The organism is Streptomyces sp. NPDC055287 (assembly GCF_053646035.1).
Window position 1 is genome coordinate 1 of the sequence record NZ_JBSHNE010000058.1, and the last position, 24,585, is coordinate 24,585.

The 24,585-nt window shown below is 67.6% G+C and carries 25 protein-coding genes and 3 pseudogenes; 16 read left to right on the forward strand and 12 right to left on the reverse strand.

Annotation, left to right across the window (positions count from 1 at the left end):
- Window positions 1–134 precede the first annotated feature (134 nt).
- A pseudogene (locus tag ACWIHY_RS36940) lies at window positions 135–770 on the reverse strand (helicase associated domain-containing protein); the annotation flags it as partial.
- Between the two features lie 212 nt (window positions 771–982).
- The gene (locus ACWIHY_RS36945; protein ID WP_454380910.1) at window positions 983–1,744 is read right to left on the reverse strand and encodes an SDR family NAD(P)-dependent oxidoreductase; all 762 of its coding nucleotides are present in this window, start codon (window positions 1,742–1,744) and stop codon (window positions 983–985) included.
- A gap of 410 nt (window positions 1,745–2,154) precedes the next feature.
- On the opposite strand from ACWIHY_RS36945, the gene ACWIHY_RS36950 reads away from it, so the two are divergent.
- The gene (locus ACWIHY_RS36950) at window positions 2,155–2,967 is read left to right on the forward strand and encodes an AraC family transcriptional regulator (RefSeq protein WP_454380912.1); all 813 of its coding nucleotides are present in this window, start codon (window positions 2,155–2,157) and stop codon (window positions 2,965–2,967) included.
- A gap of 37 nt (window positions 2,968–3,004) precedes the next feature.
- Entirely contained in the window at window positions 3,005–3,625 is a 621-nt protein-coding gene (locus tag ACWIHY_RS36955) for a LysE family transporter (RefSeq protein ID WP_454380913.1), read from the forward strand.
- Between the two features lie 831 nt (window positions 3,626–4,456).
- Here ACWIHY_RS36955 and ACWIHY_RS36960 read toward each other — a convergent pair.
- On the reverse strand, window positions 4,457–4,822 hold the full coding sequence (locus ACWIHY_RS36960) for a hypothetical protein (protein WP_454380914.1): 366 nt from the start codon (window positions 4,820–4,822) through the stop codon (window positions 4,457–4,459).
- 760 nt (window positions 4,823–5,582) lie between these two features.
- On the opposite strand from ACWIHY_RS36960, the gene ACWIHY_RS36965 reads away from it, so the two are divergent.
- Window positions 5,583–5,804 carry a hypothetical protein gene (locus ACWIHY_RS36965; RefSeq protein ID WP_454380916.1) on the forward strand — a complete coding sequence of 74 codons (222 nt, stop codon included), beginning with the start codon at window positions 5,583–5,585 and terminating at the stop codon, window positions 5,802–5,804.
- Window positions 5,805–5,882: 78 nt separating this feature from the next.
- Here the strand turns inward: ACWIHY_RS36965 and ACWIHY_RS36970 are convergent, their stop codons facing one another.
- Window positions 5,883–6,593: a TetR/AcrR family transcriptional regulator gene (locus ACWIHY_RS36970; RefSeq protein ID WP_454380918.1), complete on the reverse strand. Its 711-nt coding sequence runs from the start codon at window positions 6,591–6,593 to the stop codon at window positions 5,883–5,885.
- 118 nt (window positions 6,594–6,711) lie between these two features.
- Here ACWIHY_RS36970 and ACWIHY_RS36975 point away from each other — a divergent pair, with 118 nt between their 5' ends.
- Entirely contained in the window at window positions 6,712–7,413 is a 702-nt protein-coding gene (locus ACWIHY_RS36975) for an NAD(P)-dependent oxidoreductase (protein ID WP_454380920.1), read from the forward strand.
- 500 nt (window positions 7,414–7,913) lie between these two features.
- On the opposite strand, the gene ACWIHY_RS36980 is transcribed toward ACWIHY_RS36975, so the two are convergent.
- The 3 genes from ACWIHY_RS36980 to ACWIHY_RS36990 form a co-directional block, all read right to left on the reverse strand.
- A complete protein-coding gene (locus ACWIHY_RS36980; protein WP_454380922.1) occupies window positions 7,914–8,093 on the reverse strand; it encodes a hypothetical protein in 180 nt (59 codons plus the stop codon).
- A 279-nt stretch (window positions 8,094–8,372) separates the two neighbouring features.
- Window positions 8,373–8,684 carry a helicase associated domain-containing protein gene (locus tag ACWIHY_RS36985; protein ID WP_454380924.1) on the reverse strand — a complete coding sequence of 104 codons (312 nt, stop codon included), beginning with the start codon at window positions 8,682–8,684 and terminating at the stop codon, window positions 8,373–8,375.
- A gap of 414 nt (window positions 8,685–9,098) precedes the next feature.
- Window positions 9,099–10,052: a pentapeptide repeat-containing protein gene (locus ACWIHY_RS36990; protein WP_454380925.1), complete on the reverse strand. Its 954-nt coding sequence runs from the start codon at window positions 10,050–10,052 to the stop codon at window positions 9,099–9,101.
- A 272-nt stretch (window positions 10,053–10,324) separates the two neighbouring features.
- Between ACWIHY_RS36990 and ACWIHY_RS36995 the strand changes: the two genes are divergently transcribed.
- The 6 genes from ACWIHY_RS36995 (at window position 10,325) to ACWIHY_RS37020 (ending at window position 16,964) form a co-directional block, all read left to right on the forward strand.
- Window positions 10,325–10,801 (forward strand): NAD(P)/FAD-dependent oxidoreductase, encoded by a 477-nt coding sequence (locus ACWIHY_RS36995; protein WP_454380949.1) that lies wholly within the window; start codon window positions 10,325–10,327, stop codon window positions 10,799–10,801.
- A 326-nt stretch (window positions 10,802–11,127) separates the two neighbouring features.
- Complete coding sequence (locus ACWIHY_RS37000; protein ID WP_454380927.1) at window positions 11,128–11,550, forward strand: hypothetical protein; 423 nt, start codon at window positions 11,128–11,130, stop codon at window positions 11,548–11,550.
- 341 nt (window positions 11,551–11,891) lie between these two features.
- A complete protein-coding gene (locus ACWIHY_RS37005; RefSeq protein ID WP_454380929.1) occupies window positions 11,892–12,491 on the forward strand; it encodes a GOLPH3/VPS74 family protein in 600 nt (199 codons plus the stop codon).
- Between the two features lie 869 nt (window positions 12,492–13,360).
- A complete protein-coding gene (locus ACWIHY_RS37010; RefSeq protein ID WP_454380931.1) occupies window positions 13,361–13,693 on the forward strand; it encodes a hypothetical protein in 333 nt (110 codons plus the stop codon).
- 1,214 nt (window positions 13,694–14,907) lie between these two features.
- Window positions 14,908–15,489: a carbonic anhydrase gene (locus ACWIHY_RS37015; RefSeq protein ID WP_454380932.1), complete on the forward strand. Its 582-nt coding sequence runs from the start codon at window positions 14,908–14,910 to the stop codon at window positions 15,487–15,489.
- Window positions 15,490–15,503: 14 nt separating this feature from the next.
- On the forward strand, window positions 15,504–16,964 hold the full coding sequence (locus ACWIHY_RS37020) for a SulP family inorganic anion transporter (RefSeq protein ID WP_454380933.1): 1,461 nt from the start codon (window positions 15,504–15,506) through the stop codon (window positions 16,962–16,964).
- A gap of 247 nt (window positions 16,965–17,211) precedes the next feature.
- On the opposite strand, the pseudogene ACWIHY_RS37025 reads toward ACWIHY_RS37020, so the two are convergent.
- Both ACWIHY_RS37025 and ACWIHY_RS37030 read right to left on the reverse strand, forming a co-directional pair.
- Window positions 17,212–17,655, reverse strand: a pseudogene (locus ACWIHY_RS37025) (CNNM domain-containing protein); the annotation flags it as partial.
- Window positions 17,652–18,254: pseudogene (locus tag ACWIHY_RS37030) on the reverse strand (transporter associated domain-containing protein); the annotation flags it as partial. The pseudogenes ACWIHY_RS37025 and ACWIHY_RS37030, both read right to left, overlap by 4 nt.
- Window positions 18,255–18,423: 169 nt before the next feature.
- Here ACWIHY_RS37030 and ACWIHY_RS37035 point away from each other — a divergent pair.
- Window positions 18,424–18,879, forward strand: coding sequence for a tellurite resistance TerB family protein (locus tag ACWIHY_RS37035; protein WP_454380935.1), 456 nt, complete (start codon window positions 18,424–18,426; stop codon window positions 18,877–18,879).
- Window positions 18,880–18,924: 45 nt separating this feature from the next.
- Window positions 18,925–19,188 carry a GlsB/YeaQ/YmgE family stress response membrane protein gene (locus ACWIHY_RS37040; RefSeq protein ID WP_454380936.1) on the forward strand — a complete coding sequence of 88 codons (264 nt, stop codon included), beginning with the start codon at window positions 18,925–18,927 and terminating at the stop codon, window positions 19,186–19,188.
- Window positions 19,189–19,272: 84 nt separating this feature from the next.
- Here the strand turns inward: ACWIHY_RS37040 and ACWIHY_RS37045 are convergent, their stop codons facing one another.
- The 3 genes from ACWIHY_RS37045 to ACWIHY_RS37055 form a co-directional block, all read right to left on the reverse strand.
- Complete coding sequence (locus tag ACWIHY_RS37045) at window positions 19,273–20,709, reverse strand: LCP family protein (RefSeq protein ID WP_454380938.1); 1,437 nt, start codon at window positions 20,707–20,709, stop codon at window positions 19,273–19,275.
- A 77-nt stretch (window positions 20,710–20,786) separates the two neighbouring features.
- Window positions 20,787–21,719, reverse strand: coding sequence for a M56 family metallopeptidase (locus tag ACWIHY_RS37050; RefSeq protein ID WP_454380940.1), 933 nt, complete (start codon window positions 21,717–21,719; stop codon window positions 20,787–20,789).
- Window positions 21,720–21,722: 3 nt separating this feature from the next.
- Window positions 21,723–22,124 carry a BlaI/MecI/CopY family transcriptional regulator gene (locus ACWIHY_RS37055; protein WP_454380941.1) on the reverse strand — a complete coding sequence of 134 codons (402 nt, stop codon included), beginning with the start codon at window positions 22,122–22,124 and terminating at the stop codon, window positions 21,723–21,725.
- Window positions 22,125–22,363: 239 nt separating this feature from the next.
- Here ACWIHY_RS37055 and ACWIHY_RS37060 point away from each other — a divergent pair, with 239 nt between their 5' ends.
- From ACWIHY_RS37060 to ACWIHY_RS37075, 4 genes are all read left to right on the forward strand, one after another.
- A complete protein-coding gene (locus ACWIHY_RS37060) occupies window positions 22,364–22,939 on the forward strand; it encodes a TerD family protein (RefSeq protein WP_454380943.1) in 576 nt (191 codons plus the stop codon).
- Window positions 22,940–23,015: 76 nt separating this feature from the next.
- Window positions 23,016–23,270, forward strand: coding sequence for a Sec-independent protein translocase subunit TatA (locus tag ACWIHY_RS37065; RefSeq protein ID WP_454380945.1), 255 nt, complete (start codon window positions 23,016–23,018; stop codon window positions 23,268–23,270).
- Window positions 23,271–23,321: 51 nt separating this feature from the next.
- Window positions 23,322–23,903 carry a TerD family protein gene (locus ACWIHY_RS37070; protein WP_454380946.1) on the forward strand — a complete coding sequence of 194 codons (582 nt, stop codon included), beginning with the start codon at window positions 23,322–23,324 and terminating at the stop codon, window positions 23,901–23,903.
- A gap of 391 nt (window positions 23,904–24,294) precedes the next feature.
- Window positions 24,295–24,423 (forward strand): hypothetical protein, encoded by a 129-nt coding sequence (locus tag ACWIHY_RS37075; RefSeq protein WP_454380948.1) that lies wholly within the window; start codon window positions 24,295–24,297, stop codon window positions 24,421–24,423.
- The last annotated feature ends 162 nt before the right edge of the window (window positions 24,424–24,585 follow it).

The following is a 24,585-nucleotide window of genomic DNA, read 5'->3' on the forward strand; positions in this document are numbered from 1 at the left end:
TCCCCTTCAGCGGTACATCGGACGCCGTGAGCACTACGACGAAACACACCTGGCGATCGCCGGACTCGTCTCCGACCGCACCGCCGAGCGGTAATCACCCATCAGCCGAACCGCCAAGCCGACACGTCCCGACCTCAGTCGCACACAACGTCGTTACTTCTGGGCTGGGACCGCCGGCCTTTCCGCGGGGCCGATCCCGAGCTGTGCCAGGCGCTCGCGCTGCCCGTCCTGCAGCAGGTGCCACACGCGCCGCTGTGTGGCCAGCCACCGCCCCAGGTCGATGCCGTGCACGACCGTGCCCGGCTCCACATAGGCCAGCATGCTTCCCGGCGCTGAAGATGGGCGAGGGTGGCGTAGGCGCGCTGCCAGTCGATAGGCCAGTCCGGGTCGATCGCGGCCAGCAGCGCCGCATGCCGCTTGGCACGCTGCCGGTCTTTGCCCAGGCCGTTCTTCTTCCGCGCGTTCGCGAGGAACTGGCCCACGGGCCGGTCCATCATCGCCGCCGTGACCGGAGCCGCGAGCGTCCCGTACGTCTCGAAGTACGCCGCCGCCCGCAGGTTCTCCTCCCACGCCTCATCAGCGGGCTCCCACACGATCCCGAGCGCCTCCAGATCAGCAGCCCGCGCCCCGCTCATGGCCCCGGCCCGGTAGGCGCGCCTTTGATCGGACAGCCACCTCCCCAGCGGATACGCACCCTCGACGTGCTCGTAGGGAACGTCGAGGTCCTGCTCGCGTTCGAAGTACCGGCGTGCCGCCTCGTAGCCGCGCCGCCAGTCCTGCCGTTCTGGGAGTTCTTGCTTCCGTGTCCGGGATGGTTCTCAGTTTGATGTCCGGCCTTGGGCGCTGTGGGTCGGGCTGATTCGGGTTTCTCTATGCGGTTCGACAGGTGGTGGTCCTCGCCGCCCGCAACGCCGACGGCCGCGCCGGCTTCAAGCTCCTCCGCAAACGCGTCTTGCTCTACTCGTGAGGGGCAGCCTGCGGGTCAGGGCCCGATGCGCTCGACCTCATTCGGATCGATCCTCAGTGCTGATCCGGTCTCGAAGGAGGTGGGCGATTTCAGTAGTCCGGTCACGACATCGGCAACCCGGTCAGGTGACGTCACTTGGCGGCTGGGGCAGACCATCTCTGCGAGGGCTGCCTTTGGCACTCCCGCCGCCTCCGATACCCGGTCCATCATGTGTGTGTCAACAATTGCGGGACAGATCGCGAAGACCGAGATCCCCTGCTCCGCGAGCTCGCCGGCGGTCGAGCGGGTCAAGCTCAGCAGCGCTGCTTTGCTGGCCGCGTACGGGCCGGCGACCGGCATGGGAATCGTACCGAGCAAGGAGCTGCAGTTCACGATCACCGCCCCTGCTTCCATCCGCGGCGCGGCGTGCTTCATACAGAAGAACGCGCCCTTCACGTTCACGCTCAGGACCGCTTCGACATCGTCGGCGGACCAAGCTGCCATGGGTCCGACAGTTCCTTCGACGCCAGCATTGTTGAACAGATAGTCCAGGCGGCCGAACCGTGTAATCGTGGCTTCGATCGCCGACTCGACCGCCGGCTCGTCTGTGACGTCAACCGTGTGGAATGCGACTTGCTCGGCGCCGAGATCGGCGACCACCGCCTCGCCTCCTTCACGGTTCCTGGACGCGATCACGACCGCGCAGCCCTCAGCCAGAAGCCGGCGAACTGTGGCAAGCCCGATCCCGGTCGCTCCGCCGGTCACCAGAGCCACCTTCGACTGCAGTCCGTCGTCCATTTCTTCCTCGCTCGTCAGATCGGGGAGTGGTGCTCGATCGAGCCACCAACGCCGTCAGCAGACCTGCGATCGCCCCGCAAGGAACGGCGATTTCTCCTTATATCTCATGGTCAGGGCGACGTTCGGGCTGCCACCCCGAGGTAGGAGCAGCCTGCCAGCGAAGAGAAGTTCTGACGCTCCGTGATCGGACCACAGAAGGTGTGCCAGAGCCCGAGTTTTGACAGCACTGGGGTACTTGCCAGGGCAGCATCGGGGTGCTCCTGGTGAAAGGTCCTGGTCATGCCGCAGATGTCCAAGGTCGAGTTGTAGGGGTGACGTACCGGACGGTGCGGTGGGCGGCGAACTCCGTCTGGACGGAGCCGCGGACCGCCCCGTCCGGCCATGTCCATGCCCTGCAGTAGTTTTTGGGCATGCGAGACACGGAATGGGGCGGAGGTCAGCTGGCGGTGGTGCGGCCCGCCTCGGGTGGGTTCCCGCGGCACAGCCACGATGAGTACGTGATCAGCGTCAACCTCTGTGGCCTGGAGCGGGTCCGGCTGGATCGCACCACGTTCGACGTGTGCCTGGATGAGGTCACCGTCTACAACCCCGGCCAGGTCCAGTCGTGCACCACGCAGGCCCCGCCCGATACCTTCTTCACGACCGTGAGCTGGTACGTCCCGCCGGCGCTGGTGGAATCGCTGACCGGCGAGGACCTGGTCGACTTCGAACGCCCGGTCGTCCGCTCTCCCTACCTTCGCGGCGAGCTCCTTGCTGCCGCCAAAGCCTTCCGCGAGTTCACGGCTGACGGGCACTCCGCGCCGGCCGAATCCGCAGTTCTGCTCCAGGAGCAGCTGGAACTTGTGCTGTCGCGGCTGATCGACCTGGCCGCGGGACGGCGCGCGCGTGCTCCCGAGCCCGCCGACACCCGGATAGCCGCGATCCTTGACCGTCTGCGTGACCTGTCCGACGTGCCCAGGTTGGCCGAGCTGGCCGCTGAGGCGGGGATGTCACGGGAGCACCTGATCCGGACGTTCACCCGTGCCACCGGTACCCCGCCCTACGCCTGGCACCTGTCGGCCCGACTGGCGGAGGCGCGGCGCCGCTTGCGCAAGGGCGAGCCCGTCGCCGACGTCGCGCACCTGCTGGGCTTCGCCGACCAGGCGCATTTCCACCGCCACTTCACTGCGGCGTACGCCATCACACCCGGTCGGTTCCGTCGGCTGCCCCAGATCAACATCTGACAAGACCGCATGGAGAACCCCCGGCACAGTGGCCGCCATGATCGAGATCTTCATGTTGGCTCTGTGGTTGGGGCTGGTGTTCAACGCGGCACCGGGTGCGGTGTTCAGCGAGTCGCTACGGCGCGGGATCCGGGGCGGGTTCGGCCCGGCCTTCGCGGTCCAGGTCGGATCGCTGGTGGGCGACGCCGTCTGGGCGGCCCTCGGCCTGGCGGGGGCAGGGGCACTGTTGGCCGTGCCGACCTTACGTGTGCCGCTCACGGTCGCCGGGTGCTTGCTGCTGGCCTGGTTGGGGGTGGTAGGCCTACGCGACGCATCCGCGCGAAAGGGACCAGACCTGATGACGGAACCGCAGGGAGGACAGGACCGCAAGGCCATGGCTGTGGGGGCGGGCATGTCGTTGGCGAACCCATGGAACGTTGTCTACTGGTCGGGCGCGGCCGGCGGGGTGGGCGCTGTACTGGGACCGGGCGGAGCGTCGGAGCTGGGCGTCTTCTTCGCCGGGTTCATGGCCTCCTCAGTACTCTGGTGTCTGATCTCGGCGGGGCTCATCGTGGTGCTGCGCAGGGCGCTGCCGCCACTGGCCGTACGCGTGCTGGAGGCATGCTGCGGTATCGCGCTCCTGGTCTTCGCCATCATCCAGCTGTGTCGGCTCATGTGACGTGCCCGGAAGTGTGTCTGCCTGAGCGGCTGGAACGCCTCTGACACCCTGACGCGATCGACTCGCGGCAACGCCGCGGCCTATGCGGTCGGCGGGTGACGATCGACCTGTCCGCGTCAGCGACACGGCACTGCCTTCACTTCTCGTGAACATCTACGAGCCAGCTGATGACCAACCGCTGCTGAAACTCATCGACAAACGCTGCTGCTGAAAGTGAACAAAGCCACCCAGAGGAAGCAGTTCAGGAAGCCCGGCACCTGCTGGTGGTGTGCACCCTGTCAGACCGCACAGAGGGCACGCAGCCCCCTGTAGCGCGACACGGGATCGAAGAAGGCAGTGGCCCACCCTCCCGAAAGGGCGGTGGGCCGCTGCCATGCGAACGCGGGACCGGCACGCACGCCGCACGCTGGCCTGGCTGGTTGGGAGTCCCGAGCCGAGGCGCGGTTTCGGAACACCCGGAACGCGTGCAATGGAATCCCACAGCAATTGCATGCGTCGCCCGGCTCAACGGCGGTGGTGATCCTCCGGTCACGGACCCGGTGGGGTGACGTGTGGTGGCGCGAGAAGCACGCGCGCTGCCCGGCCGGTAAGGGGGGGTGAGAGCCCTGAGGAATGGCAGGGCCCCCACAACGCGGGTCCGTGGGGGACGGATATCACTTACGCGTCGGCGGAACAACGACCACCAGGCACCAGGGTCACTGTCTGCCCGGAGAGCGCTGTGAGCGTCGTGAGTCTCGGGCTGCAGAAGGCGCGTCTTGTGGGCACCCGGGCTACTTGGCTCTGGGATAGGCTGGCGATCCAGGCGAGATATCTGGGGCAGACCAGGCATGACTACGCCGCTTCCGCCCGCCCGGCGTCAGCTTCCTGCTCGTGCGCATGCTTCAGCGCCATCCGCTGATCGACCCTCTTGCCGGCCTCGACCGTCTCCCAGTACGGATGCGTCGACACCACGGCCGACAGCTCAAGGAGTTCACAGCGCAGGCGGGCGACCTCCGCCTTCTGCACGCCGGTGTACCCGGGGCTGGACGGCAGGCTGCGGGGCTCTGCGTCGCTGTAGAGAACCTTCGGGGCGCTCCACCCCTCGGAAGGCTCTACCGACCAGGGGAGATTGCGCCCGAGGGCTTCGTACTCCGCCCAGGTCTGGTGCAGACGCAGCTGAGCTGCGCGAAGGTCTTCGGGAAAGTCGTACGTAGCCACCCCAGAATGCTACTCGTGTTCGATTTTCTAAGGCCAGTAGACGCGCCCAGACACACGCCGATCAGCCCCCGGCCGATCCCGCGTCGCGGGTGCATGCCCGGGCGGGGGCGGGTGTCGTTGTCGCGGCTTGGCTCGGCAGTCAACGCTGACGATGAACGAGTGATCGCGGTAAGCGCGCTGCCTGCCGCCGGTCGCGCCGACGCGGAGGGACCCGTAGACAGGGAGAGCAGCCTGCGGGCTGTCCTCATGCCGGGGCCCGCGCCACCCCGAGGGCGCGGACCCCGGTGAAGCTTGCCGGAAGGAGCCGATGGTGGCCTCAGACCCGCAGCGCACGACCGCTCTTCTGGCCGGCTGACGGGTGGTGCGTCCACCGGTGGAGCCGATGCTCGCGCAGGCCCGCGCGACACTGCCCGCACCGGGCGCGCTGCCCGGCGGGCTGGCGTACGAGGCCAAGTTCGACGGTTCTCCAGACACCTTGAGATGTCTCATTCGGTGAGTCTCCGGAGCCGCCCGCAGCCGTTCAAGTGATCGTCCGGAGCCACCCCTTCAGCGTGTGCTGGGCACACTGGACGAGGAGAACGCGCGGCTCTGGTTTCGCGAGATGAGGGCTGTGGGCGTCGAAGGGATCGTGGCGAAGTCACTCAGTTCGACCTATCAGCCGGGGGAAACATGGGCTTGGAGGAAGATCAGGCACTCCGATACCCGAGACGGCAGACTCCTTGGCGTGTTCGGCCCGCAGCAGCGACCGCACGCTCCTCTCGTGGAGTTTCCCGACGGCCGAACCGTGAAGACTTCGCCGCGTCTGACGGGAATGCAGGCTCGGCAGGTCGGCGAATCGGTACGCGGCCGCCTGGGGGAGCGGACCGAACATCCCGACCACGGGCTCGTGACCCTGCTCATCGAGCCTGTCCTGGTTGAAGTGCGCGAGACGGCCGGTCGCCACGAGACGGCGAAGTTCGTGCGCGTCCGGTTCGAGGGTTGAGGTGGCGGGTTCAGCTACCGAACGCCGTGCCCGCAGGGAGCGCGACTGCGCACGCAGCGCGCCCCTTGCTCAGGGCCTTCACCCCTGTGGGGTGATGCTCAAGGACCGGATGAGCTGGGCCAGTTCTTCGCGGAAGAGTTTGTCTGGGCTGAGGGCCTGGGTCTGCAGGTGGCCGTAGATCTCCAGTGACACCAGGCCGTGCAGGTGGCTCCAGATGCGCAGGGCGAGGGCCACGGCTGCCGGGGGTAGGTCGGGGAAGGCTGGGCGGACCTTGTCGAGGAGGCCGGCCTCGAAGTCTGACCATTCGAAGTCGCTGTCCGCGTAGCGGTGTTCAGCGTGCGGCCATGCGGCGGCCGCCAGTGCGGTGATGCCGGTGCAGACGCGGTGGGCGGCGTCCGGGGCGGCGCCGCCCTCGGGGGGCCGGTAGCCGGGGACGGGGTCGCCGTAAATGAGGCGGAAGCCCTCGGGGTTGGCCAGGGCCCAGCTCCTGAAGGCGGATGCCCATGCCTGGATCCGGGCGGCCGGGTCCTGGGCGGGTGCGGTGTCCCAGGCGGTGTCCACGGTGTCGGCCAGTGAGGTGTACACAGTGTTGATCAGCGTGGTGACCAGGTCGTCGCGGGTGGCGAAGTAGCCGTAGATGGCGTTCGCAGTCATGCCCATCTCGCGGGCGATGGCCCGCAGCGTGATCGCGTCGGGCCCGCCCGAGGCCATCAGCTCGAGTGCGACTTTCTTGATCTCGGCGGTTGTCTCGGCCCGCAGTCGCTCGCGGCGCCCTCTGATCGTTCCCACAGTCGGACACTCTACAGCGTCACTATGCTGCGTGGCGTACGGTTACTTCACACCGTATAGTTTTCGCATACCGTGAAGACGCAAACGTAGCGGGCATGAAGAGCCACAAGGGAGAGTCATGCGCATCGGAGTCATCGGAGCCACCGGCAGCATCGGCAGCCGGGTCGTCAACGAAGCCCTCGACCGGGGGCACCACGTCACGGCGTTCAGCCGGGATGCCATGCAGATCGACGAGGGCCGCGAGAACGTCGTCTGGAAGAGCATCGACGTCCTCGATGCCGGCAGCATTGCCGCCGCCATACCCGGCCTTGACGTGCTGATCAGCGGATTCCAGCCCGGAAACGGTGCCAAGGACATCGCCGACACGGTGGCCCGCTCAATCGCCGATCCCACCGTGTACGCCACCGCCGCGCGAGCACTGCTGAAAGCACTGGAGACCCACCCCAGGACCCGGCTGATCGTCATCGGTGGCGCCGGCAGCCTGGAGATCGAGCCCGGACTCGTACGAGCCGACTCGGACAAACTCCTGCACGAGACCCTCGACGAGCTTGGCCTGCCGAGGGAGTACGCCGCCGCAGTACGCGGCCATCGGGACGCCCTGAACGTCCTGCGCATGTCCAACCGGCTCTGGACTTACTTCAGTCCCGCGGAGGACATCGCTCCCGGTGAGCGCACGGCCCGGTTCCGGACCGGCGGCGATCAGCCGGTTCTCGACGCAGACGGGCGTAGCCGCATCTCCGTGGAGGACGCGGCCGTCGCACTCATCGACGAGGCGGAACTACCCCGCTTCGTCCAGCGCCGCTTCACAATCGGGTACTGAGCCTGGCTATGCCGCTGAATAGCCGGGGCTGAGACACATCAAAGTCTGGAGAACGACGGCTACTGGTGCCTGCTGTTCACCCCCTCCCGACCGGGCGCACCGACGCTGCTGCAGTCACGGCGCGGATCGCTGATCCAGCTGCACTTCCCCGACCTCGTCGAGGACGACTCTGACGAGGAGTGATGGCCTGCTGACCTAGCTGGCCATCGACCCGACTTCTTGTAGTCGCGGCGCTGGTCGATCATGGACGTCTAGCGCAGTGATCGTGCACCGCGGCGTCAACGCCGTGGGGCCGTCGCACTCCGGGGGCCGGCAAGGGCTGCGCCAGGCGGGACACCACTCGTTCAGGGGACGGTGCCGCCGGGCGCTGTCGCCCATCATGCACATCATGATCAGACACACACACCGCCGCAGGACTGGCCGTCGCATCCCTCGCACTGGCCACGGACGCCGCGTCCGCTGCGCCCGCACCCGCCCCGGCCGCCGCAGTGCAGCCGTCCTCAGCGAAGGCGCCAACTGACCTGGGACTGGACGGCCTCCTGGACCTGGGCGACGACGACAGCCACCGAGGCCGCGGCAGGGGCCGCGCCAGCGACAAGGACGACGGTCTCGTAGAGAGCATCGGTCGCACGGTGGACGAACTTCTGGACCTGGACGGTGTCACCGGGGGACGCAGGCATTGAGATTGCCCCCTAGCAGTGATGTCTGCCAGGGGGCTTCGAGTGGCGTCAGCCGGTGACCTTGGAGAGACCTGACTGCTGCCTTTCCGGGTCACGGGTCCGGCCGGGTGAAGTGTGGTGGGCGGTGCCGTCTCGGTGAGGGCAGGGTTCTTGAGGGTGGGGCATGCTGACGAGCAGGTGCCTGCGGTGGCGCCGGCAGACGTGGTGCGGGGCCAGGGCCCGTCCATCCATCCTTGTTCCCGCACCACGCTGTACTGGCCAGGCACGGAGAATGCCCGGTTATACCGCCCAGTCGAGTCCCAGCCCGGCGAGCTGCTCGCGCTGCCCCTCGCTCAGACCGGCGCGTCTGCTGCGGGTGTTGGACAGCCATACCCCCAGCCGGACCGAGGTACCGTCCGGCAACTCCTCGACATGACCCCGGGGAACGACGGCCTTCCCTTCCCGGGCCTTGTACTGAGCGAGCGCGGCGATGCCTCGCTCGGGCGCCCCGCCCGAGCGGCTCTGGACAACCCGGACGACTACCGCGCCTTCCAAGTCCGGGAAGAGAAAAGCGGCCGCGGGCGCCGCGCCCAGGGGGAGCGCGAGCAGCAAAGGCGGGAGGAGGCCCGGCGCGGTCGGAAGGCTGTCGCCTGGGCGTGCCCGGCCTGTGGCCGTGAGGTCTACCCGAGTGGTGAGGGCTGGGAAGCCGTACTGCCTGGCAGTGACTGTGACGCCTGTGCCTAAGCCAAGGAGGGCGGGCGTCAGGAGGCGGAGGCGCGGGCCGCTGAAGAGGCGGAGGCGGAGGTGGAAGCGGATGCGTGGCGCAAGGAGAACGGCATCTTCGGCTTCCTGGGACGCTGAAGCACCGGAGCTCTGCCGGTCTGTACACGCCGCCCCGTCGCCTGGGGCCGGCGGGGCGGGGGTGCGGCCCCCATGCGCGAACAGCAGGAAGATCACCCGACCAGGGACCCTGTTCGACCTGCACGTTCCATGATCGGTTGAGAGACGGCTTCTTACTCAAGACCGCTAGTGCACAGGCGCCCCCGGCTTTATGCGGGCGCGTACCCGAGGGTCGGAGACCAGGTCAGGTGGGAGGCGAGTGTCCGCTGAGAGTTTGCCCTGAAGGACCTGCTCCACCGTGAGGCCGCGGGCGGCCAGGAGGTATGCGCCGCGCAAGTCTGCACCGGACAGGTCCACGTCTGCCAGGTCTGCACCGGACACGTTTGCTCTCGTCAGAATGGCTCCGTGGAGATCCGCGTATTTCAGGTTGGCGAACGCCATTTTCGCGCCGGTCAGGTTGGCGTATTGCAAGTCTGCGTAGTTGAGCTGGGCGCGCAACAGGCGCGCGCCGGTGAGATCAGCTCCGACAAGCTCAGCCTTGTCGAGGTCGGCGCCTTCGAGGTCTGCGTCTTTCAGGGCGGAGGGCAGTTTCGCATCGGTGAGGTTGGTGCCGCTCAGATTCGCGGAGCTCAAAGAGGCACTTTCCAGGTTTGCGTAGGGCAGCGCCGCCTTGTGTAGGTCGGCTCCGTCCAGGGTCACTCTGTACAGGTCTGCGTTTGGCAGGAAGGTGTTTGCCAGATCGAGTCGGAACCGTGTGCTGTCGAGGTCGGGGTCTCTGTCACGTAGGACACCGAGCGCGGCGCGGATGTCGTTCGCGGGCCGGGTGTCGGCGCGGATGGGCCCGGGTTCGGAGGCATGACCCCGGGTGTATGCGACGAGGACGCTGACGATGTGCGGGTGGTCGCGGGGGGAGTCGTTCATGATGCGTCGGAGGGCGTAGATGCCGCCGAGACGGACGTCCTCGGATTCGGAGCCGAGGTTGGTAATGGCGTCGTTGTAGCGGTCGGTGATCTGTCCTTGTTGGGTGACGTTGAGGTTGTCCTGTGCCTGCTGGACGCTGATGGCGGTGAACAGCAGTGCACCGGCGGCGGCCAGGCCGGGGACGAGAGTGGCTGTGGCCAGGGCCCATTGGGCGCGCATGGCCCGTCGTTCGCGGCGTTCCGCGAGGGATTCTGCTGTGTCAGGCTCGGGAGCCGGCGGCGTGGCGGCCGGTGGCTGGGCGGGAGGCTCGGTGGCGCCGGCAGTGGAAGGAACGGGCACGAGCGTGGGCGCTGTATGGGGTTCCGGCGCTGCAGGTTCCGGTGGCTGGGCGGGCGGTGTGGGCATGAATCCCCCGAGAGTCACACGCGGTTCACTTGAGAACCGTTCAACCCTAGGCTTCTTCGGCACCGCGGCGCCGAAGAAGCCCAATCCTGAGTCGGGCCCGGCTATGCACGCCACCAGCCCGTCTACACAGGCTGTCGCGCTACCTGATCGACGCGATCACCGCCGACCCGAAAATCCATGTGCGGGTACAAACGGAGGTGGTCGGTATGTCCGCTGACTCTGAGATAACAGGGCTTGATGTAGTGAACCGGACGAGCCAACGGCGCAACACCTTTGCGGTCAGCGCCGTGTTCGTGTTCATCGGTGCCACGCCATGTACGGATTGGCTCGACCAGCAGCTGGCGATGGATTCCGACGGCTTCCTGCTGACCGGACAGGATGTCGCCCTCCCGGCGGACCATCGCGTGCCGCTGCCCTTTGCAACCAGCGTGCCCGGCGTGTTCTGCGTCGGTGACGTACGTAGTGGAAGCGTGAAGCGAGTCGCCGCTGCGGTCGGTGGAGGATCCGCAGCAGTGCGGCTCATCTTCGATCGACGCAGAGTCGACGGGGTCGAAGTTGTGTGACGGCCAGCGTGGGGCTGGCTCGGTGGCTGTCCGGGACGATGCCGACTTCTACGATCCCGACCGGGCTTCGCGGTCCGTCGCGGTAATCAGTTCGCCTGCGGCGATGCGCACCGTTCTTCACCCCGCGAGACCAGCTCCGGTCCCGGACACGATCACACAGGTGCGGGCCAGGGAGCTGCTGGTGCGCAGTGCTCGGCGGAGGTGCATTCTGGAAGTTGGGGTTCCGGTCATTGCGAACCAGCGTCGGCGAAGCGAGCCAGGCACGCGAGAGATGAGCACCGAAGGCCGCCGACAGACAACGGCCATCTCGAACCAGGGAGCAGGTCATGACATCCCTACGCTTCCACGTGAACTCCTCGATGAGCCCGGACGAGGTGATGGGCGTGCTGACGGACTTCAGCCCATCCCGTGTCGAGGAGTGGTCCTCCATCGATGCCGAGCACTTCCAGGTCCACGAGCGGGGCGATACCTGGGCGGAGGTGACCGAGGGGAACGACAAGTCGTGGGAGCGTGCGCGCTACGAATGGGACCCCTCGACGAACAGGGTCACCGTCACCACTCGTGACTCGGTGCCCTTTGGCTCGGGGGGCTGGCAGTTCCAGATGACTCCCACGGATAACGGCACCCGCGTCGACGTCAGACTCGAACGGCACCCCACCTCGTTCAAGTCAAAGGTGATGTCCTCGATCATTCCCTTCGCCGGGCCGGTGTTCCGCAAGTCCTTCAAGGAACCTCTGCACACCACGTAGTCGCGCCACTCATGCACAAGGCTGCGTCAGCCCTGCCCAGCATGTGGTTGACTAGCTGGGCACCACCTGGGCATGCACCACGGGCGCTGAAGTTGACCTGCAGAGACGGATTCCGTCGGGGGCGAGCCGGGTGATATGGCACTGGGCCGAGCGCCATCACGACGTCGCTTCGGGCGACGCGAGCTTCGTCGGCAGAACCCCCCACCGCCTTGCGAGAGGGCTTCGGCCGCGCGGCCGGGACGATACTGATCGTGACAGTGGCCCCGCCGCCGGGCCGGCCTCGGACGCGGGCGCGGTCGGTGGAGACGCACCCTTGCCGATGTCTCCGAGGGGAGCCGTTCATGACCACGGCGAAAGACCTGTTCATCATCGCCATGGACCTGAAGTATTCCGTGGGACAGGGTGACCTGTCCCTCGCACTCGCGGGAGCCGAGCTGATCGATCTCATTGGTGCGGGGGTGGTCGCCGTGGACGGCGACCACATCGTGCCAGGTGGACCGCCGCCGCTGGACGATCGATTCCTGGACGAGGCTGCGGCAGGTCTCACTCGGCAGGCGCCCTACGAGCGGATCGAGGACTGGCTGTGGCGCCGGGGCCGAGACCTCTCGGCCGCGTACCAGGCCGTCCTGGAGGAGAACGGTGAGCTCAAGCCGCAGCGAAGCGGCCCGTTGTCCTTCGGCTCGGAACGTGTGGAACCGGTCGATACGCCCGCGCGCCGCCGTGCAGCCGACCGCTGGAAAGAGAAGGAACCCGTCCTGACTGCCCTTGCCGCCGCAGTGGGCATCGACGACGAACGATCCGACGATGAGACCGGCCTTGATGACGAGGCGGTGACGAGTGTGGTGGCCGCTGTCCACGACGCGGTGATGGAACTGGAGGCCGTACGCCAGAGGCGGACCATCGAGAACGCGGCCTTCGCCAACCTCTGGCGCGGACCATGAGCCGAACCTGCGCCAGGAGCATGATCGAGTCCGACGGTGAGCGGTCGCACGGCCGCCGAGCGATGCTGCGCATGCCCCTTGACCAGTTCCGGTCAGCGTCGCGCGGCCTGCACCTGGAGACTGCTGCTGCGCTCGCGGCAGGGCACGGACACGACCGGCGCGCCCGGAGATCCGTGCCGCCGCCGTCGCGCCGCTACCGCCGACACACCGGCCTGGACGGCGATATGTGAGCGGCAGGGGTGTCTCAGCCAGTTGGTGTCCCAACGGTATCCGTCCTCGGTGGGCGTTTTGAGGGTGCGAGTGTCGGTCGCCCTCCGCGGGTGTCCAAAAGCGTACGACGGGCAGAGCTCAGGACAGTGGCCAGCTGTCCCGGATCGGTCACGGGACGGGCAGGTCGCCGTCGTCGACGGCTCGCTGGAACCGTTCTCGGACGCAGGAGTAGCCGTTGCTGCAGCTTCGCAAACTGATACCTGAGGCCCACTGGTCTCGGCGGGCCGACTACGTCCTGAGGAAATGCCGCGGTCGTGAGACTGGCCGACAGCCCTCGACTTGAGACTGAGTAAGAGCCGCTGGTCAGTAAGGACCCCTCTGCCACGAACCGCGAGACCCTACAGCCTATAACGGACACCGCAGTGGGCGTGGGGGCGGGCCCGGACACTCCGCCGGGTGAAACGTCGGGGTGGTCGCTCTCACCGGGCGAGGCGACGACGAGCGGGTCTCCGCAGAGGCCCACTACCCCCGATTCCGGCTTGCGCGAGGGCGAAGGTGCGCGAGTCGTCGTCGATCACCCCCGGTGTCGTCCTGTCGTTAGCTCCGGCCGGGTGGAGGATGGGTCTTGATGATCACCGCTGACCCTCGGGAGGGGGACCATGGCCGACGTCTGGGTGCTGAGTCCAAGTCATAGCGAGCCGGAGAAAAGCCGTCTGATCCGTTCCGACGCCATCACCTACCTCAGCACGTCCGCCGAGGAGCTTGTCGCGGCCCGCGTCGGATCGGACGACACCGTGGTCTTGGTTCACCGGGCCAACCAGGGCGGCAGAGACCTCCCCGACGACTTCCACCTTGCCTACCTGGCGAAACTCGCCGTGGCCTGCGGGCGGGCCCGTGTGAGCGAGGAGGACCTGGTGCTCCTCGCCGACACGGACACCAACGGGGCCTGGGACTGGTCGGTGTTCCCCGTCTCGGAGCTTTGGCCAGCCTGACTTTCGTATCGGCCCGCCCTGCCAAAGGGGGGAACCGGACGCATTCGCCGAGCAGTCCCCCGCATCGGGCGGGGGATTCGCGGGCGTCTGGCCTGGTCAGCGTCCGGTGAGCCGGTGGAGCGCGGGAGCGCTGACGCCGCCGCTGTGCCGGCCGGTATGGGGGTGAGGGGCTTGAGCAGGGCGTGCTTGCGGGCGTTGCTGCGTTGGTGCTCGGCCTCGTCGCGGTGTTCGTCGGACAGGGACGGCTCGGCGGTGACGAGCTGGTCGTAGACGCCGGCTTGGGCGTCGTGATTGGCGGCGGTGGCGGTGAGCACGCCTGCCAGGCGCAGGAGACCGTCTTCGTCTTCGGCGTCCTTGAGCTCGTGGTACGGGGCATCGAGCGTCTTGGCTTGCTCTCGCAGCTCCAGAAGCCTGGCGTGCAGGCTTGTGCCCCGCTTCCTTTGCGCGGCTTCATAGGCGTCGGAGCCGGGGTGACGGTTGGCATCAAGTCCTGCGGTGACAGCGTCCGGCTCATCGGCCCACATCCGCGTGTATTGGCTGTCGAGCCAGCGCGCAGTGTCCATGGAGCGCTCAGTCGATTTCGCCGGTCGGATTTGGCGACCGGTTGCCGCCCAGGCCCGTACTTGGGGGGCCCACTTCTCGTGGGCCGACTGCCGGGTCATCTGAGCGGCCTGGGCGATCTGCTCCCAGGTGCTTCCGCACTCCCGCTCCGCGATCACGGCAGCATTGATCAGTTGGTCGAGCTTCCTGCGCAACTCCAGCGCTCCGCTCACGAAGTCACCGGGCGAAGTCTTGGACGCCGTCGGCATGAGGGCCAGGGAGTCATGCCTGAGAAAGCCCACCCGGCCCGTGGCGCACTCCGCCGACGCCTCACGCCCCTCCGACCCTCGGGCGGTTTTCCGTCGGCTTCTAGCTGTTTTTAGTCGGAAACACTGCGAGTTCAGACCTCCCACCCCACCTACCCATTACCATTCATTGACCTTGCCTTTGACTTTTCTTGGCGAAGTTCGGCGTGCGCGCCAAGAGGAGAAGAGATGGTCCGCAGCCGCACCGCCGCGACCCGGCGTGGCCCGCACACCTCCGCACATCAAGATCCGCAACAGCGCACTCTCCGGCGGCACTTGAAGTGTTCCGCTGCTGAGCAGCAGAGCAGTCCCCCACCTGTCCTGTAAGCCCGACGCGCCCCCACGGCGCGCCAGGAGGAGTCACCACATATGCAACCCCTCATCGACAACGCCCGCACGTTCGGACAGCGCCCTGAGGAGTTCGCCGGCCTCGCCCAAGGCCAGACGCCAGAGGTCCTGTTCATCACCTGCGCCGATTCCCGGGTCGTCCCGGCCCTGATCACCGGCGCCCGCCCCGGCCAGCTCTTCGAGCTGCGCACCGCGGGCAACATCGTCCCGCCGTACGCCTGCGAGCACCCCACCAGCGAGGCGGCCACCATCGAGTACGCCGTCGAGGTGCTCGGCGTCCAGCACATCGTGGTCTGCGGCCACTCCCACTGCGGGGCCGTCGGCGCGCTGGTGCGCGGCGACGACCTGAACGCCGTACCCGCCGTGCGCGACTGGCTCACGCACGCCGCCGACGAACCCAAGTGCTCCGACCCCGCCGACCCGACGGTCGCCGAGGCCGTGCAGAACCACGTCCTGACGCAGCTGCTGCGGCTGCGCTCCTACCCGTGCATCGAACAGCGCCTGCAGGCGGACAGACTCCGGCTGCACGGCTGGTACTACGAGGTGCACACCGGGGCCGTGCGCGAACACCGTGCGGAGTCCGACACGTTCGAGGCGCTGTGAAGGGGCTGACCGTGATGTCGAAGTTTCCTTCCCTGCGGCAGGACTTCGCCGCCTCCATTGTCGTCTTCCTGGTCGCCGTGCCGCTGTGCGTCGGCGTGGCGGTCGCCTCCGGAGTTCCCGCGGAGCTGGGCCTGGTCACTGGCATCGTGGGCGGCCTGGTCACCGGCTTTCTGCCCGGCAGCAGTCTTCAGGTTTCGGGGCCGGCCGCGGGCCTGACCTTGCTGGTCTTCGAGGCGGTCAGCGAGTTCGGAGTAGCCGCGCTCGGCGTGATCGTGCTGATGGCCGGACTGCTCCAGCTCGCCATGGGCTTCCTCAGGATCGGCCGCTGGTTCCGGGCGGTATCCGTCTCCGTCGTCGAGGGCATGCTTTGCGGCATCGGCCTGGTGATCATCTCCGGGCAGATCTACGCGGCGGCAGGCATGAAGGCCCCAGAGACCGGCATCGGCAAGATCGCCGGCCTGCCCGAGGCGTTCGCCGACGCCCTCGGCAGCACCAAGGCGCTCGCCTCGCTCGCGATCGGCGCGGGCACCATCGCCGTGATCGTGCTGTGGAAGAAGACGCCGAAGAAGGCACAGGTCGTGCCCGGCGCCCTCGCCGCGGTACTGCTGGCCATGGTCGCCTCGCTCGCCTTCAGCCTGCCAGTCGCCACCGTCGAGGTGGAGGGTCTGCTCGGCGTCATCCAGCCGCCCGGCGCCGACGCCTTCGGTGAGCTCGCCAGCCCGGCCATCTGGGGCACGATCATCGCGTTCGCACTGATCGCCTCCGCCGAGTCGCTGTTCAGCGCGGCCGCGGTGGACCGGCTGCACGACGGTCCGCGCACCCAGTACGACAAGGAGATGATTGCCCAGGGTGGGGGCAACACGGTGTGCGGTCTGCTCGGTGCGCTGCCGATGACCGCGGTGATCGTGCGCAGCTCCGCCAACGTCAACGCGGGCGCGAAGACCAAGGCGTCGCGTGTGCTGCACGGCGTGTGGCTGCTGCTGTTCGCCGCCGCGCTGCCCTCCGCGCTGGCGCTGATCCCGCTGCCCGCGCTCGCCGCGATCCTCGTGCACGCGGGCTGGAAGCTGATCCCGTTCCGCCAGATCGCCGGGCTGTGGCGGGGCCAGAAGGGTGAGGCGTTGATCTTGGTGGTCACGGCCGTGTCGATCGTCGCCGTGAACATGTTCGAGGGCGTGCTCATCGGTCTGGCCCTGGCGGTGATCAAGACCGCCTGGGAGGCATCGCACCTGAAGACAGAGGTCATAGACAAGGGTGCCGGGCCGATCCAGGTGTACCTGTCGGGCAACGCGACGTTCCTGCGGCTGCCGAAGATACTTGACAACCTGGAGGCCCTTCCGCAGGACCGGCCGATCGAGGTGGACCTGTCCGGGCTGCACCACCTCGACCGCGCCTGCCGCACGGCCCTGGAGAACTGGGCCCAGCGGCACAGCGCACCCGACACCGAACCGGTGAAGGTCACGACCGCGAACCGGTGAGGGCCACGGCGCCGTCGAGATCTCGCCGGAGGGATCTGCCGCCCGGACGAACGCTCCATCGGCATCGCCTTGGCATCAGCCGGGCCCTCACCACGATGGCTGGTGCTGCCCTCTACGTTCTTCCCGGCCCGGCATCCCCCTGCTCGCAGTCGGCATAGCCTGCTTCGTCACCGGTGTGGCCATGCTCGGCAGTGACGCCACCCGCAGATGAAGGCAGTACCACGGAACCGCCTACCCCGGCGTGGGGACGGATGAGCGCCCGGAACGGCGGGGTGAGGAGCATGGCGGAGCGCTCGGGGTGGGCGATGGCCCAGGACTTGGGGGCCATCTCGCCGAGCACCATGTGCAGGAAGACGACCACGGTCATGGCGACGGCGAAGGCGATGCCGTAGCTCAGTCCGCTGGGCAGGCCGAGCTTCTCCAGGAGGGGGTCGAGCTCGTGGGAGATGGCGGGCTTGGAGATCGAGCCCAGTCCCAGGGTGCAGATGGTGATGCCGAGCTGGGCGCCGGCGAGCATCAGGGACAGTTCGCGCATCCCTGCGAGCGCCGACTTGGCGCCGCGTTGGCCCTGGGCGGCGGCGCGTTCCATGCAGTGGCGCTTGGCGGCGACCAGGGCGAACTCGGCCGCGACGAAGAAGCCGCTTGCGACCAGCAGGAGGAGGGTGATGAAGAGGGCCAGGGGGAAGCTCATGCGGTCGGCTCCTCATCGGTCGGGGCGGCATGCACATCCGCGTCCGGGGCGGTGTCCGGCAGGCGTTCCAGGCGGATGCGGTCGGGGACGTGGCGGTCGAGGGTACGGACCTCGATGAGGACGGTGCCGACGGTGAGGCGGTCTCCGATGGCGGGGAAGCGGCCGAGGCGGTCCACGATCAGGCCGGCGGCGGTGTCGTAGTCCTCTTCCTCTGGGAGTTCGATGCCGGTGGCCTGGGCGATCTCGTCGAGGCGGCGGCCGGCGTCGACCAGCCACCCGTTGCCGTCAGCGGCGGCGATCTCGATCACCTGGTCGGACTCGTCGGTGATCTCACCGACCAGCTCCTCGGCGATGTCCTCGAAGGTGACGATCCCGGCGAACCCGCCGTGCTCGTCGAGGACGACGGCGAATTCCTGCTTCCGTTCCTGCATCTGCTCGACGGCGCCGGGCAGCGGCAGCGTGTCGGGAAGCAGCAGAGGGCGCCGGGCCAGCTCACCGGCGGTGATCTGCTCAAGGTGTTCGGCCGGCAGCCGCATCAGTTCGCGTACGCCGATGATGCCCTTGATGTCGTCGTGGCGCTCACCGGTGACCGGGTAGTTGGGCCGCCGAAGTGGTCGACGAGGTGGGCGACTTCTTCGAAGGACACGACGAAGAGGGCTGAAGTACGGCAAGCCCTCCTGATAGTTTCTACGTGACTGTAGAAGAATGTGAGTGTCCGGGCCGGCCCCCCTTCCGGCCAGGGCACCTCCTGACGCATATGGAGTTCTTATGGCCCTGTGGGATCGCTTCAAGGAGTCCGCGTCGACGATGCAGACGCAGCTCATGGAGAAGAAGAACGACCTCAAGAGCGGTGCGTTCCGCGATGCGAGCATGGCGATGTGTGCCCTGGTCGCCGCCGCCGACGGCACCATCGACCCGGCCGAGCGCCAGCGGGTGGCCCAGCTCATCGCCACCAACGACGTACTGAAGAACTTCGCCGCGGACGACCTCCAGCGTCGCTTCGACGAAAACCTGAACAAGCTGACCGCCGACTTCGCCTTCGGGAAGGTCAGCGTCCTTCAGGAGATCGCCAAGGCGAAGAAGAAGCCCGCCGAGGCCCGCGCTGTCATCCAGATCGGCATCGTCATCGGCGGCGCCGACGGCGACTTCGACAAGGACGAGCAGGCCATCGTGCGCGAAGCCTGCTACACGCTCGACCTGCCGCCCCACGAGTTCGACCTGTAAAAAACGGGGCATAAGCGCCTCGACGACATACCCGAAGGAGCGGACGTGGAGATCTCAGGAATTATCAGCGCGATCGTGATCGGCATCATCATCGGTGTGCTGGGACGGCTCGTCCTGCCTGGCCGGCAGCGCATCGGCATCCTGTGGACGATCCTCGTCGGTATCGCCGCGGCCTTCATCGGCACCGCCATCGCGGCCGGTCTGGGTGTCGCGGACTCCAAGGGCATCGACTGGATTGAATGGTTGATCCAGATCGCTCTCGCCGTCGTGGGCGTGGCCGCCCTTGACCGCGCCAAATCCCGGCGCTGAACACATGGCAAGGTTTGAGAACGCGGTGGGCCTGCGGCACTCAGCCGCAGGCCCACCGGCGGTTCACCGAGCCGGTGAGTCGCGTCAGCGGATGCCGGTGAAGTCCGCACCTACGACGAGAGTGACGGTGCCGGCCATGGCGCCCGCGTCCGACTTCGCCGCGACACCGGGCACCCGGGAAGCGAGCACCGCGGCCTGCCTCTCGAGGCCCTGGGGGTAGGTGACCGCGGTCTTCTCCGCAGAGACCGGCGCATTGCCGGTGCCGGTGATGCTGTAGCCCGCCGCCCTCAGTGCTTCGGCGACCTTCGCGGCCTGGCCGGGCACCCCGCTGCCGTTGAGGACCTGCACGCGCACCGTAGCGGCGTACACCGGTGCCTTGGAGTCGGCCGCGAGCTTCTTCTTGTCAACCTCGTGGTCCTTGGCCAGCGAGGTGAACAGGTCGGCGGCCTGCGGGTACTGCCACACCACGTTGGCCTTGTCGGAGGGTACGTCCGCCTCGCGACCGTAGTTGGGCACGGTCAGGAAGGTCAGCCGGTCACGCGGGATGCTCTTGATCTCGTTCGCGAGACCGGTCAGCGGTTTGATTCCTGCCAGCTTTTCGTCAGTGGTCAGGGACTTGGTCGCCGAGTTAAGAAAGTCGTACAGGGCGGTCGGGCTAGTGAGTTTCTGCTGAGCCTTGGCGGCGAGGGCTTGCATGAACTCCTGCTGGCGGCCGATGCGCCCGAGGTCCGAGCCGTCACCGACGCTGTAGCGGGTGCGGACGTATCCGAGGGCGTTCTCGCCCTTGACGGTCTGGCAACCGGCCTCTAAGTCGAGGTGCGCCTTCTCGTCACGGATCGCCGTCTCGGGGCAGGCCTCAATACCGTCGAGGGCGTTGACCATGCCCTTGAAGCCCTGGAAGTCGACGGACATGAAGTGGTCGATACGCAGGCCGGTGGACTGCTCCACCGTCTTGATCGTGCAGGCGGCGGCTCCCGAAACATCGCCGCTCGCACCGCCGATGGCGAAGGCCGCATTGATCTTGGAATGGCGGGGAGTGGACGGCGTACCGGTGCCTGGGTCGCAGGCCGGGAGGCTCACCCAGGAGTCACGCGGCAAAGAGACCACGGTGGCCCATTTCCTGTCCGCGGACAGATGCATGACCATCAGCGTGTCCGACTGCATGGTGTCCAGGTCTTTGCCGTACTTCGCGTTCTTGCCGTCCCGCGAGTCGGAGCCCACCACCAGGATGTTCTTCGAGCCCGGACTCAGATTGACCGGCCGGTCGCCGCCCAGCTTGTTGTCCACATCCGCGGAGCCGATGTTCCCGTCCAACCCCTGGTAGACCCAGGCCCCGGCCCCGGCCGTCACCAGCACGAGGACGGCCAGCGCCCCGCCGGTCCACAGTGTTATTCGCCCGCGTCGGGTCAGCCCGGACCGTTCTGCCACCTTGCGGCGCCGTCGCGTTGGCTGTGCCCGGCGACTGCGCCGCCTGTCCTGCGTACCCACCTGGCGTCCCTCCGGGCCTTCGCGCTCGTCCATCCTCGACCGCAGCTCTGTGCGGTGCGTGCACTCTACAGTCGAGTAGAGGCAGCCAAGTCGGTGCGGGGTGCCCCGGTTTACCCGTAGGTGGCTGATTGCAGAACGAAGAACAGGGCGATCGCCGCGTTGAGCGCGGACAAGGTCGATGCGGCCGTGCCGGCTGCGGCGACGATGGCTGCGATACCGGCCGTAGTCAGGGCAGGCGGCCAGCCGCCGGCCGGCGGCACCGGCCCCAGCAACGCGGCAACACGGCGCGGGACCGGGCCCACCTCGGCGAAGGCGGCCAAGCCGGGTACTGAGCCGCGCTGGGAAATCAGCGCAGCTTTGCCCACGGCGCGGGCCGTCATCCGCCGGTCCCCGGTAACCCGGGCGGCTTCCTCGTCGGCCCAGCGCTCCGTGCTGTAGCCCACCGCGGAACGGAGCGGGCGCAGCAGCGGGTTCGCGCAGCCGGCGAGTTGCACCGTGAGCAGAAGGCGGTGGTGACGTCCGGCAAGGTGGGCACGCTCATGGGCGAGCAGGGCCCGGCGCTCTGCCTCGTTCAGGCCGGACAACATGCCGGTGGAAACCAGGATCCGGCCCGGAGAGCCCGGTAGCGCGTACGCGTACGGCACCTCATCGGTGAGTACGGCGACCTGCGATGCGTCGGGGTGCGCGGCCAGCGTGCGGTGGGCACGGGCACGGAAGCCGTAGTGCCGTCGCATCGTGAGCGCGCTCGCCGCCACCACGAGGGCGAGGGCGCCGATGGACGCCTTCCCGGCCACCTCGTCGTATGGAACCGCTTCCCGTACCTCGGGGTCGGACCAGCTGTCGGGCAACGGGTTGCCAGGCAGCTGCGCGGTACCGACGACCACCAGGAGCCCGAGGCACAGCGTGCTGCACGCGGCGAGGATCGCCCCCACCCAGGTCAGCAATAGCGCCGCGTTGCGCGGGTGCAGATGCTGTTCGGCCAGCCGCGCGATCGGCAGTGCGGTCAGCGGCAGGATCAGGGGCAGGAAGACGAACACGCCCATCGGTCAACGCTCCGGATTGTCAGCTTCATTGAGGAGGGAGCGCAGGAGCTGTTCGTCGTGCGAAGAGAGGGACGACACGAAACTGGAGAGCACCGCATCGCGGTCTTCCTGGTTGTCGAGCAGCTTGCGCATGCGCATGGCGACAAGTCCGGCCCCGTCCGCCACCGGTGTCCACTCGAAGGACCGGCCGGCCCTGGTGCGGGTCACCGCCCTCTTCGCGTACAGCCTGGTCAGGATCGTAATGACCGTGGTGTACGCCAGGTCGCCGCCGAGCTGTTCCTGTACCCATGCGGCGGTCACCGGACCGGGTGCCGAGCCGAGCGCCGACAGCACCTGCATCTCGAGTTCGCCCTGGCGCCTGCGACCGCGCCCCTCCGGGCTCGTCTTCTCCGTGCCGTCAACCATGGCGCGGCCTCCTCTCCGTCCCGCCGCTCCAACGTACGAGCGTCGAGGGGGCATCGTACTGGTTACCTTTCGCCTGTATGACCCGGCGGCCGAGGCGCTACGTGACCGGAAGGCGCCCGTCGACATGCCCAGTTCGCACTCCAATTCGTTTCTACATTGCTGTAGATTTCAGATGGTGTCATACGAGGGTCCGAGGCGGCGTCCCGTCCCCGGGCCCAGGTCTTGAGAAGGGAAGCGACATGGGTGTGAGCCTCTCCAAGGGCGGCAATGTCTCGCTGAGCAAGGAGGCGCCGGGGCTGTCCGCCGTACTGGTCGGCCTGGGCTGGGACGTCCGTACAACGACCGGCACCGACTACGACCTCGATGCCAGCGCACTGATGGTCAACGAATCCGGGAAGGTCGCGTCCAACGAGCACTTCGTTTTCTTCAACAACTTGACCAGCCCGGACGGCTCGGTCGAGCACACCGGCGACAACCTCACCGGCGAGGGCGAAGGGGATGACGAGGTCATCAAGGTAAATCTGGCCGCCGTCCCTGTCGACGTATCGAAGATTGTCTTTCCGGTCTCCATCCACGACGCCGGAGCCCGCGGCCACAGCTTCGGCCAGGTCCGCAACGCCTTCATCCGCGTGGTCAACCAGGACGGCGGCACCGAGCTCGCCCGCTACGACCTGAGCGAGGACGCCGCCACCGAGACCGCCATGATCTTCGGCGAGCTCTACCGCAGCGCTGCCGAGTGGAAGTTCCGCGCTGTGGGCCAGGGCTACGCCAGCGGACTGGCGGGCATCGCGACCGACTTCGGCGTCAACGTCTGACGCACGCGCTTTCGGGGTGCGGGCGAGACCCGCCCCCTGTGCCCGGTTCACCCACCACATCCAGAGAGCGGGCCCGGTGTTCGGACTCAGCGAACTCGCGATACTCCTGATCGTCGTCATTGTCTTCTTCGGCGCCAAGAAGCTCCCCGAGCTGGCCCGCAACGCCGGCAAGGCGGCACGCATCCTCAAGAGCGAGAGCAAGGCGATGAAGGCGGAAGGCTCTGCCGAGCACCAACAGGAGCCTCACATCATCCAGGTGCGACCTGGCGACAGGACCACCGAACGGCGCGACAACGGGACAGGGACCGGCAACGGCCCAGTACAGACCTGACCGCAGCAGCACACAATATTCAGCCACCACGACTTAACGAAGAGGCAGCACATGTCCGTGAACCTGACCAAGGGCCAGCAGATCAGCCTGAGCAAGTCCGACGGCGGCGCTCTTACCGTCGTACGGATGGGACTGGGCTGGAAGGCCGCCCAGCGCAAGGGGTTCCTCGCCAAGCTCACCGCCCGGGAGATCGACCTGGACGCTTCGGCGGTGCTCTTCGCCGACAAGAAGCCCGTGGACGTCGTCTTCTTCCAGCACCTCGTCAGCGACGACGGCTCCGTCCGTCACACCGGTGACAACCGCGTCGGCGGCGTCGGCCAGGGCGGCGACGACGAGTCGGTCATCGTGGACCTGCAACGCGTGCCCGTACACGTCGACCAGATCGTCTTCACCGTCAACTCCTTCACCGGCCAGACCTTCCAGGAAGTCGACAACGCCTTCTGCCGCCTCCTCGACGAAACCACCGGCCAAGAACTCGCCCGCTACACCCTCACCGGCGGCGGCAGCCACACCGCACAAATCATGGCCAAGGTGCAGCGCAGCGGCACCGGCTGGCAGATGGCCGCCATCGGCAGCCCCGCCCACGGACGCACCTTCCAGGACCTCATGCCGACTATCGCCACTCACCTGTAGCGGAGCCCCGGCCTGCCCGGAATCCGAAACGGCTCAAAGCGTGCGGGGCCCGGTTCTCCATGGCCGGGGAGAGCGAGGCCCTCACGCATCACAGAGACAGTCCCGGTGATCCGGTGCCCGACCGCCGCTGGCTCGTCCTCCTCCGTCCCGTCCAGCGCCCGGGGCCGTCGTCTCGGCCAGCACGCGTCAAGGCGGCTGCGGCATTCGGTGCCGGGGCGTGCGCCCGGGCCAACTTGTCTGCAAGCAGCTTGTGGCGGATGCGGCGGGCGCTGCTTGTCCGTCTGCTGCTCACAGGCGCGGCCGGTGTGCTTTGGACGGTCGCCATGAGGCTTCGGGGCGACGGCCTCGACCGCATGTGGCGGCGCGTGTTGATCGCCGGTGCCGGCGTAACGTGGGCGGCTACTGGGCCGCCGAAGGGTTCCAGCTCTCCCTGTCCGGCGTATGGAGTCTCTCGGTCACGGTGCGTACCAGTGACATTGAGCAGGCCACATCGACGGTGAAGGTGAACATCGGCGCCTGATAGCCACCCGTTCCAGCGTCGGAGTCGTCGCCCCCGCGGACGAGCCGGCATACTGCAGTGGTCTGTCATGAAGCTTCCCCTTGATCTTGGACACCTGGAGACTGGGACGTGAGGTTCCAGAGGAAGTAGTGCCAGGTGGGAAGCAAGTACACGAAGCGGTAC

What these genes read in the sequence shown, in the direction of transcription:
- ACWIHY_RS37060 (WP_454380943.1), top strand. Translation starts at nt 22,364, where the DNA reads ATGGGTGTGAGCCTCTCCAAGGGCGGCAATGTCTCGCTGAGCAAGGAG.
- ACWIHY_RS36945 (WP_454380910.1), bottom strand. Translation starts at nt 1,744, where the DNA reads ATGGACGACGGACTGCAGTCGAAGGTGGCTCTGGTGACCGGCGGAGCG.
- ACWIHY_RS36975 (WP_454380920.1), top strand. Translation starts at nt 6,712, where the DNA reads ATGCGCATCGGAGTCATCGGAGCCACCGGCAGCATCGGCAGCCGGGTC.
- ACWIHY_RS37035 (WP_454380935.1), top strand. Translation starts at nt 18,424, where the DNA reads ATGGCCCTGTGGGATCGCTTCAAGGAGTCCGCGTCGACGATGCAGACG.
- ACWIHY_RS37070 (WP_454380946.1), top strand. Translation starts at nt 23,322, where the DNA reads ATGTCCGTGAACCTGACCAAGGGCCAGCAGATCAGCCTGAGCAAGTCC.
- ACWIHY_RS37045 (WP_454380938.1), bottom strand. Translation starts at nt 20,709, where the DNA reads ATGGACGAGCGCGAAGGCCCGGAGGGACGCCAGGTGGGTACGCAGGAC.
- ACWIHY_RS37055 (WP_454380941.1), bottom strand. Translation starts at nt 22,124, where the DNA reads ATGGTTGACGGCACGGAGAAGACGAGCCCGGAGGGGCGCGGTCGCAGG.
- ACWIHY_RS36955 (WP_454380913.1), top strand. Translation starts at nt 3,005, where the DNA reads ATGATCGAGATCTTCATGTTGGCTCTGTGGTTGGGGCTGGTGTTCAAC.
- ACWIHY_RS37020 (WP_454380933.1), top strand. Translation starts at nt 15,504, where the DNA reads ATGTCGAAGTTTCCTTCCCTGCGGCAGGACTTCGCCGCCTCCATTGTC.
- ACWIHY_RS36980 (WP_454380922.1), bottom strand. Translation starts at nt 8,093, where the DNA reads ATGCCTGCGTCCCCCGGTGACACCGTCCAGGTCCAGAAGTTCGTCCAC.
- ACWIHY_RS36990 (WP_454380925.1), bottom strand. Translation starts at nt 10,052, where the DNA reads ATGCGCGCCCAATGGGCCCTGGCCACAGCCACTCTCGTCCCCGGCCTG.
- ACWIHY_RS36950 (WP_454380912.1), top strand. Translation starts at nt 2,155, where the DNA reads ATGCGAGACACGGAATGGGGCGGAGGTCAGCTGGCGGTGGTGCGGCCC.
- ACWIHY_RS37010 (WP_454380931.1), top strand. Translation starts at nt 13,361, where the DNA reads ATGGCCGACGTCTGGGTGCTGAGTCCAAGTCATAGCGAGCCGGAGAAA.
- ACWIHY_RS37000 (WP_454380927.1), top strand. Translation starts at nt 11,128, where the DNA reads ATGACATCCCTACGCTTCCACGTGAACTCCTCGATGAGCCCGGACGAG.
- ACWIHY_RS37050 (WP_454380940.1), bottom strand. Translation starts at nt 21,719, where the DNA reads ATGGGCGTGTTCGTCTTCCTGCCCCTGATCCTGCCGCTGACCGCACTG.
- ACWIHY_RS37015 (WP_454380932.1), top strand. Translation starts at nt 14,908, where the DNA reads ATGCAACCCCTCATCGACAACGCCCGCACGTTCGGACAGCGCCCTGAG.
- ACWIHY_RS37005 (WP_454380929.1), top strand. Translation starts at nt 11,892, where the DNA reads ATGACCACGGCGAAAGACCTGTTCATCATCGCCATGGACCTGAAGTAT.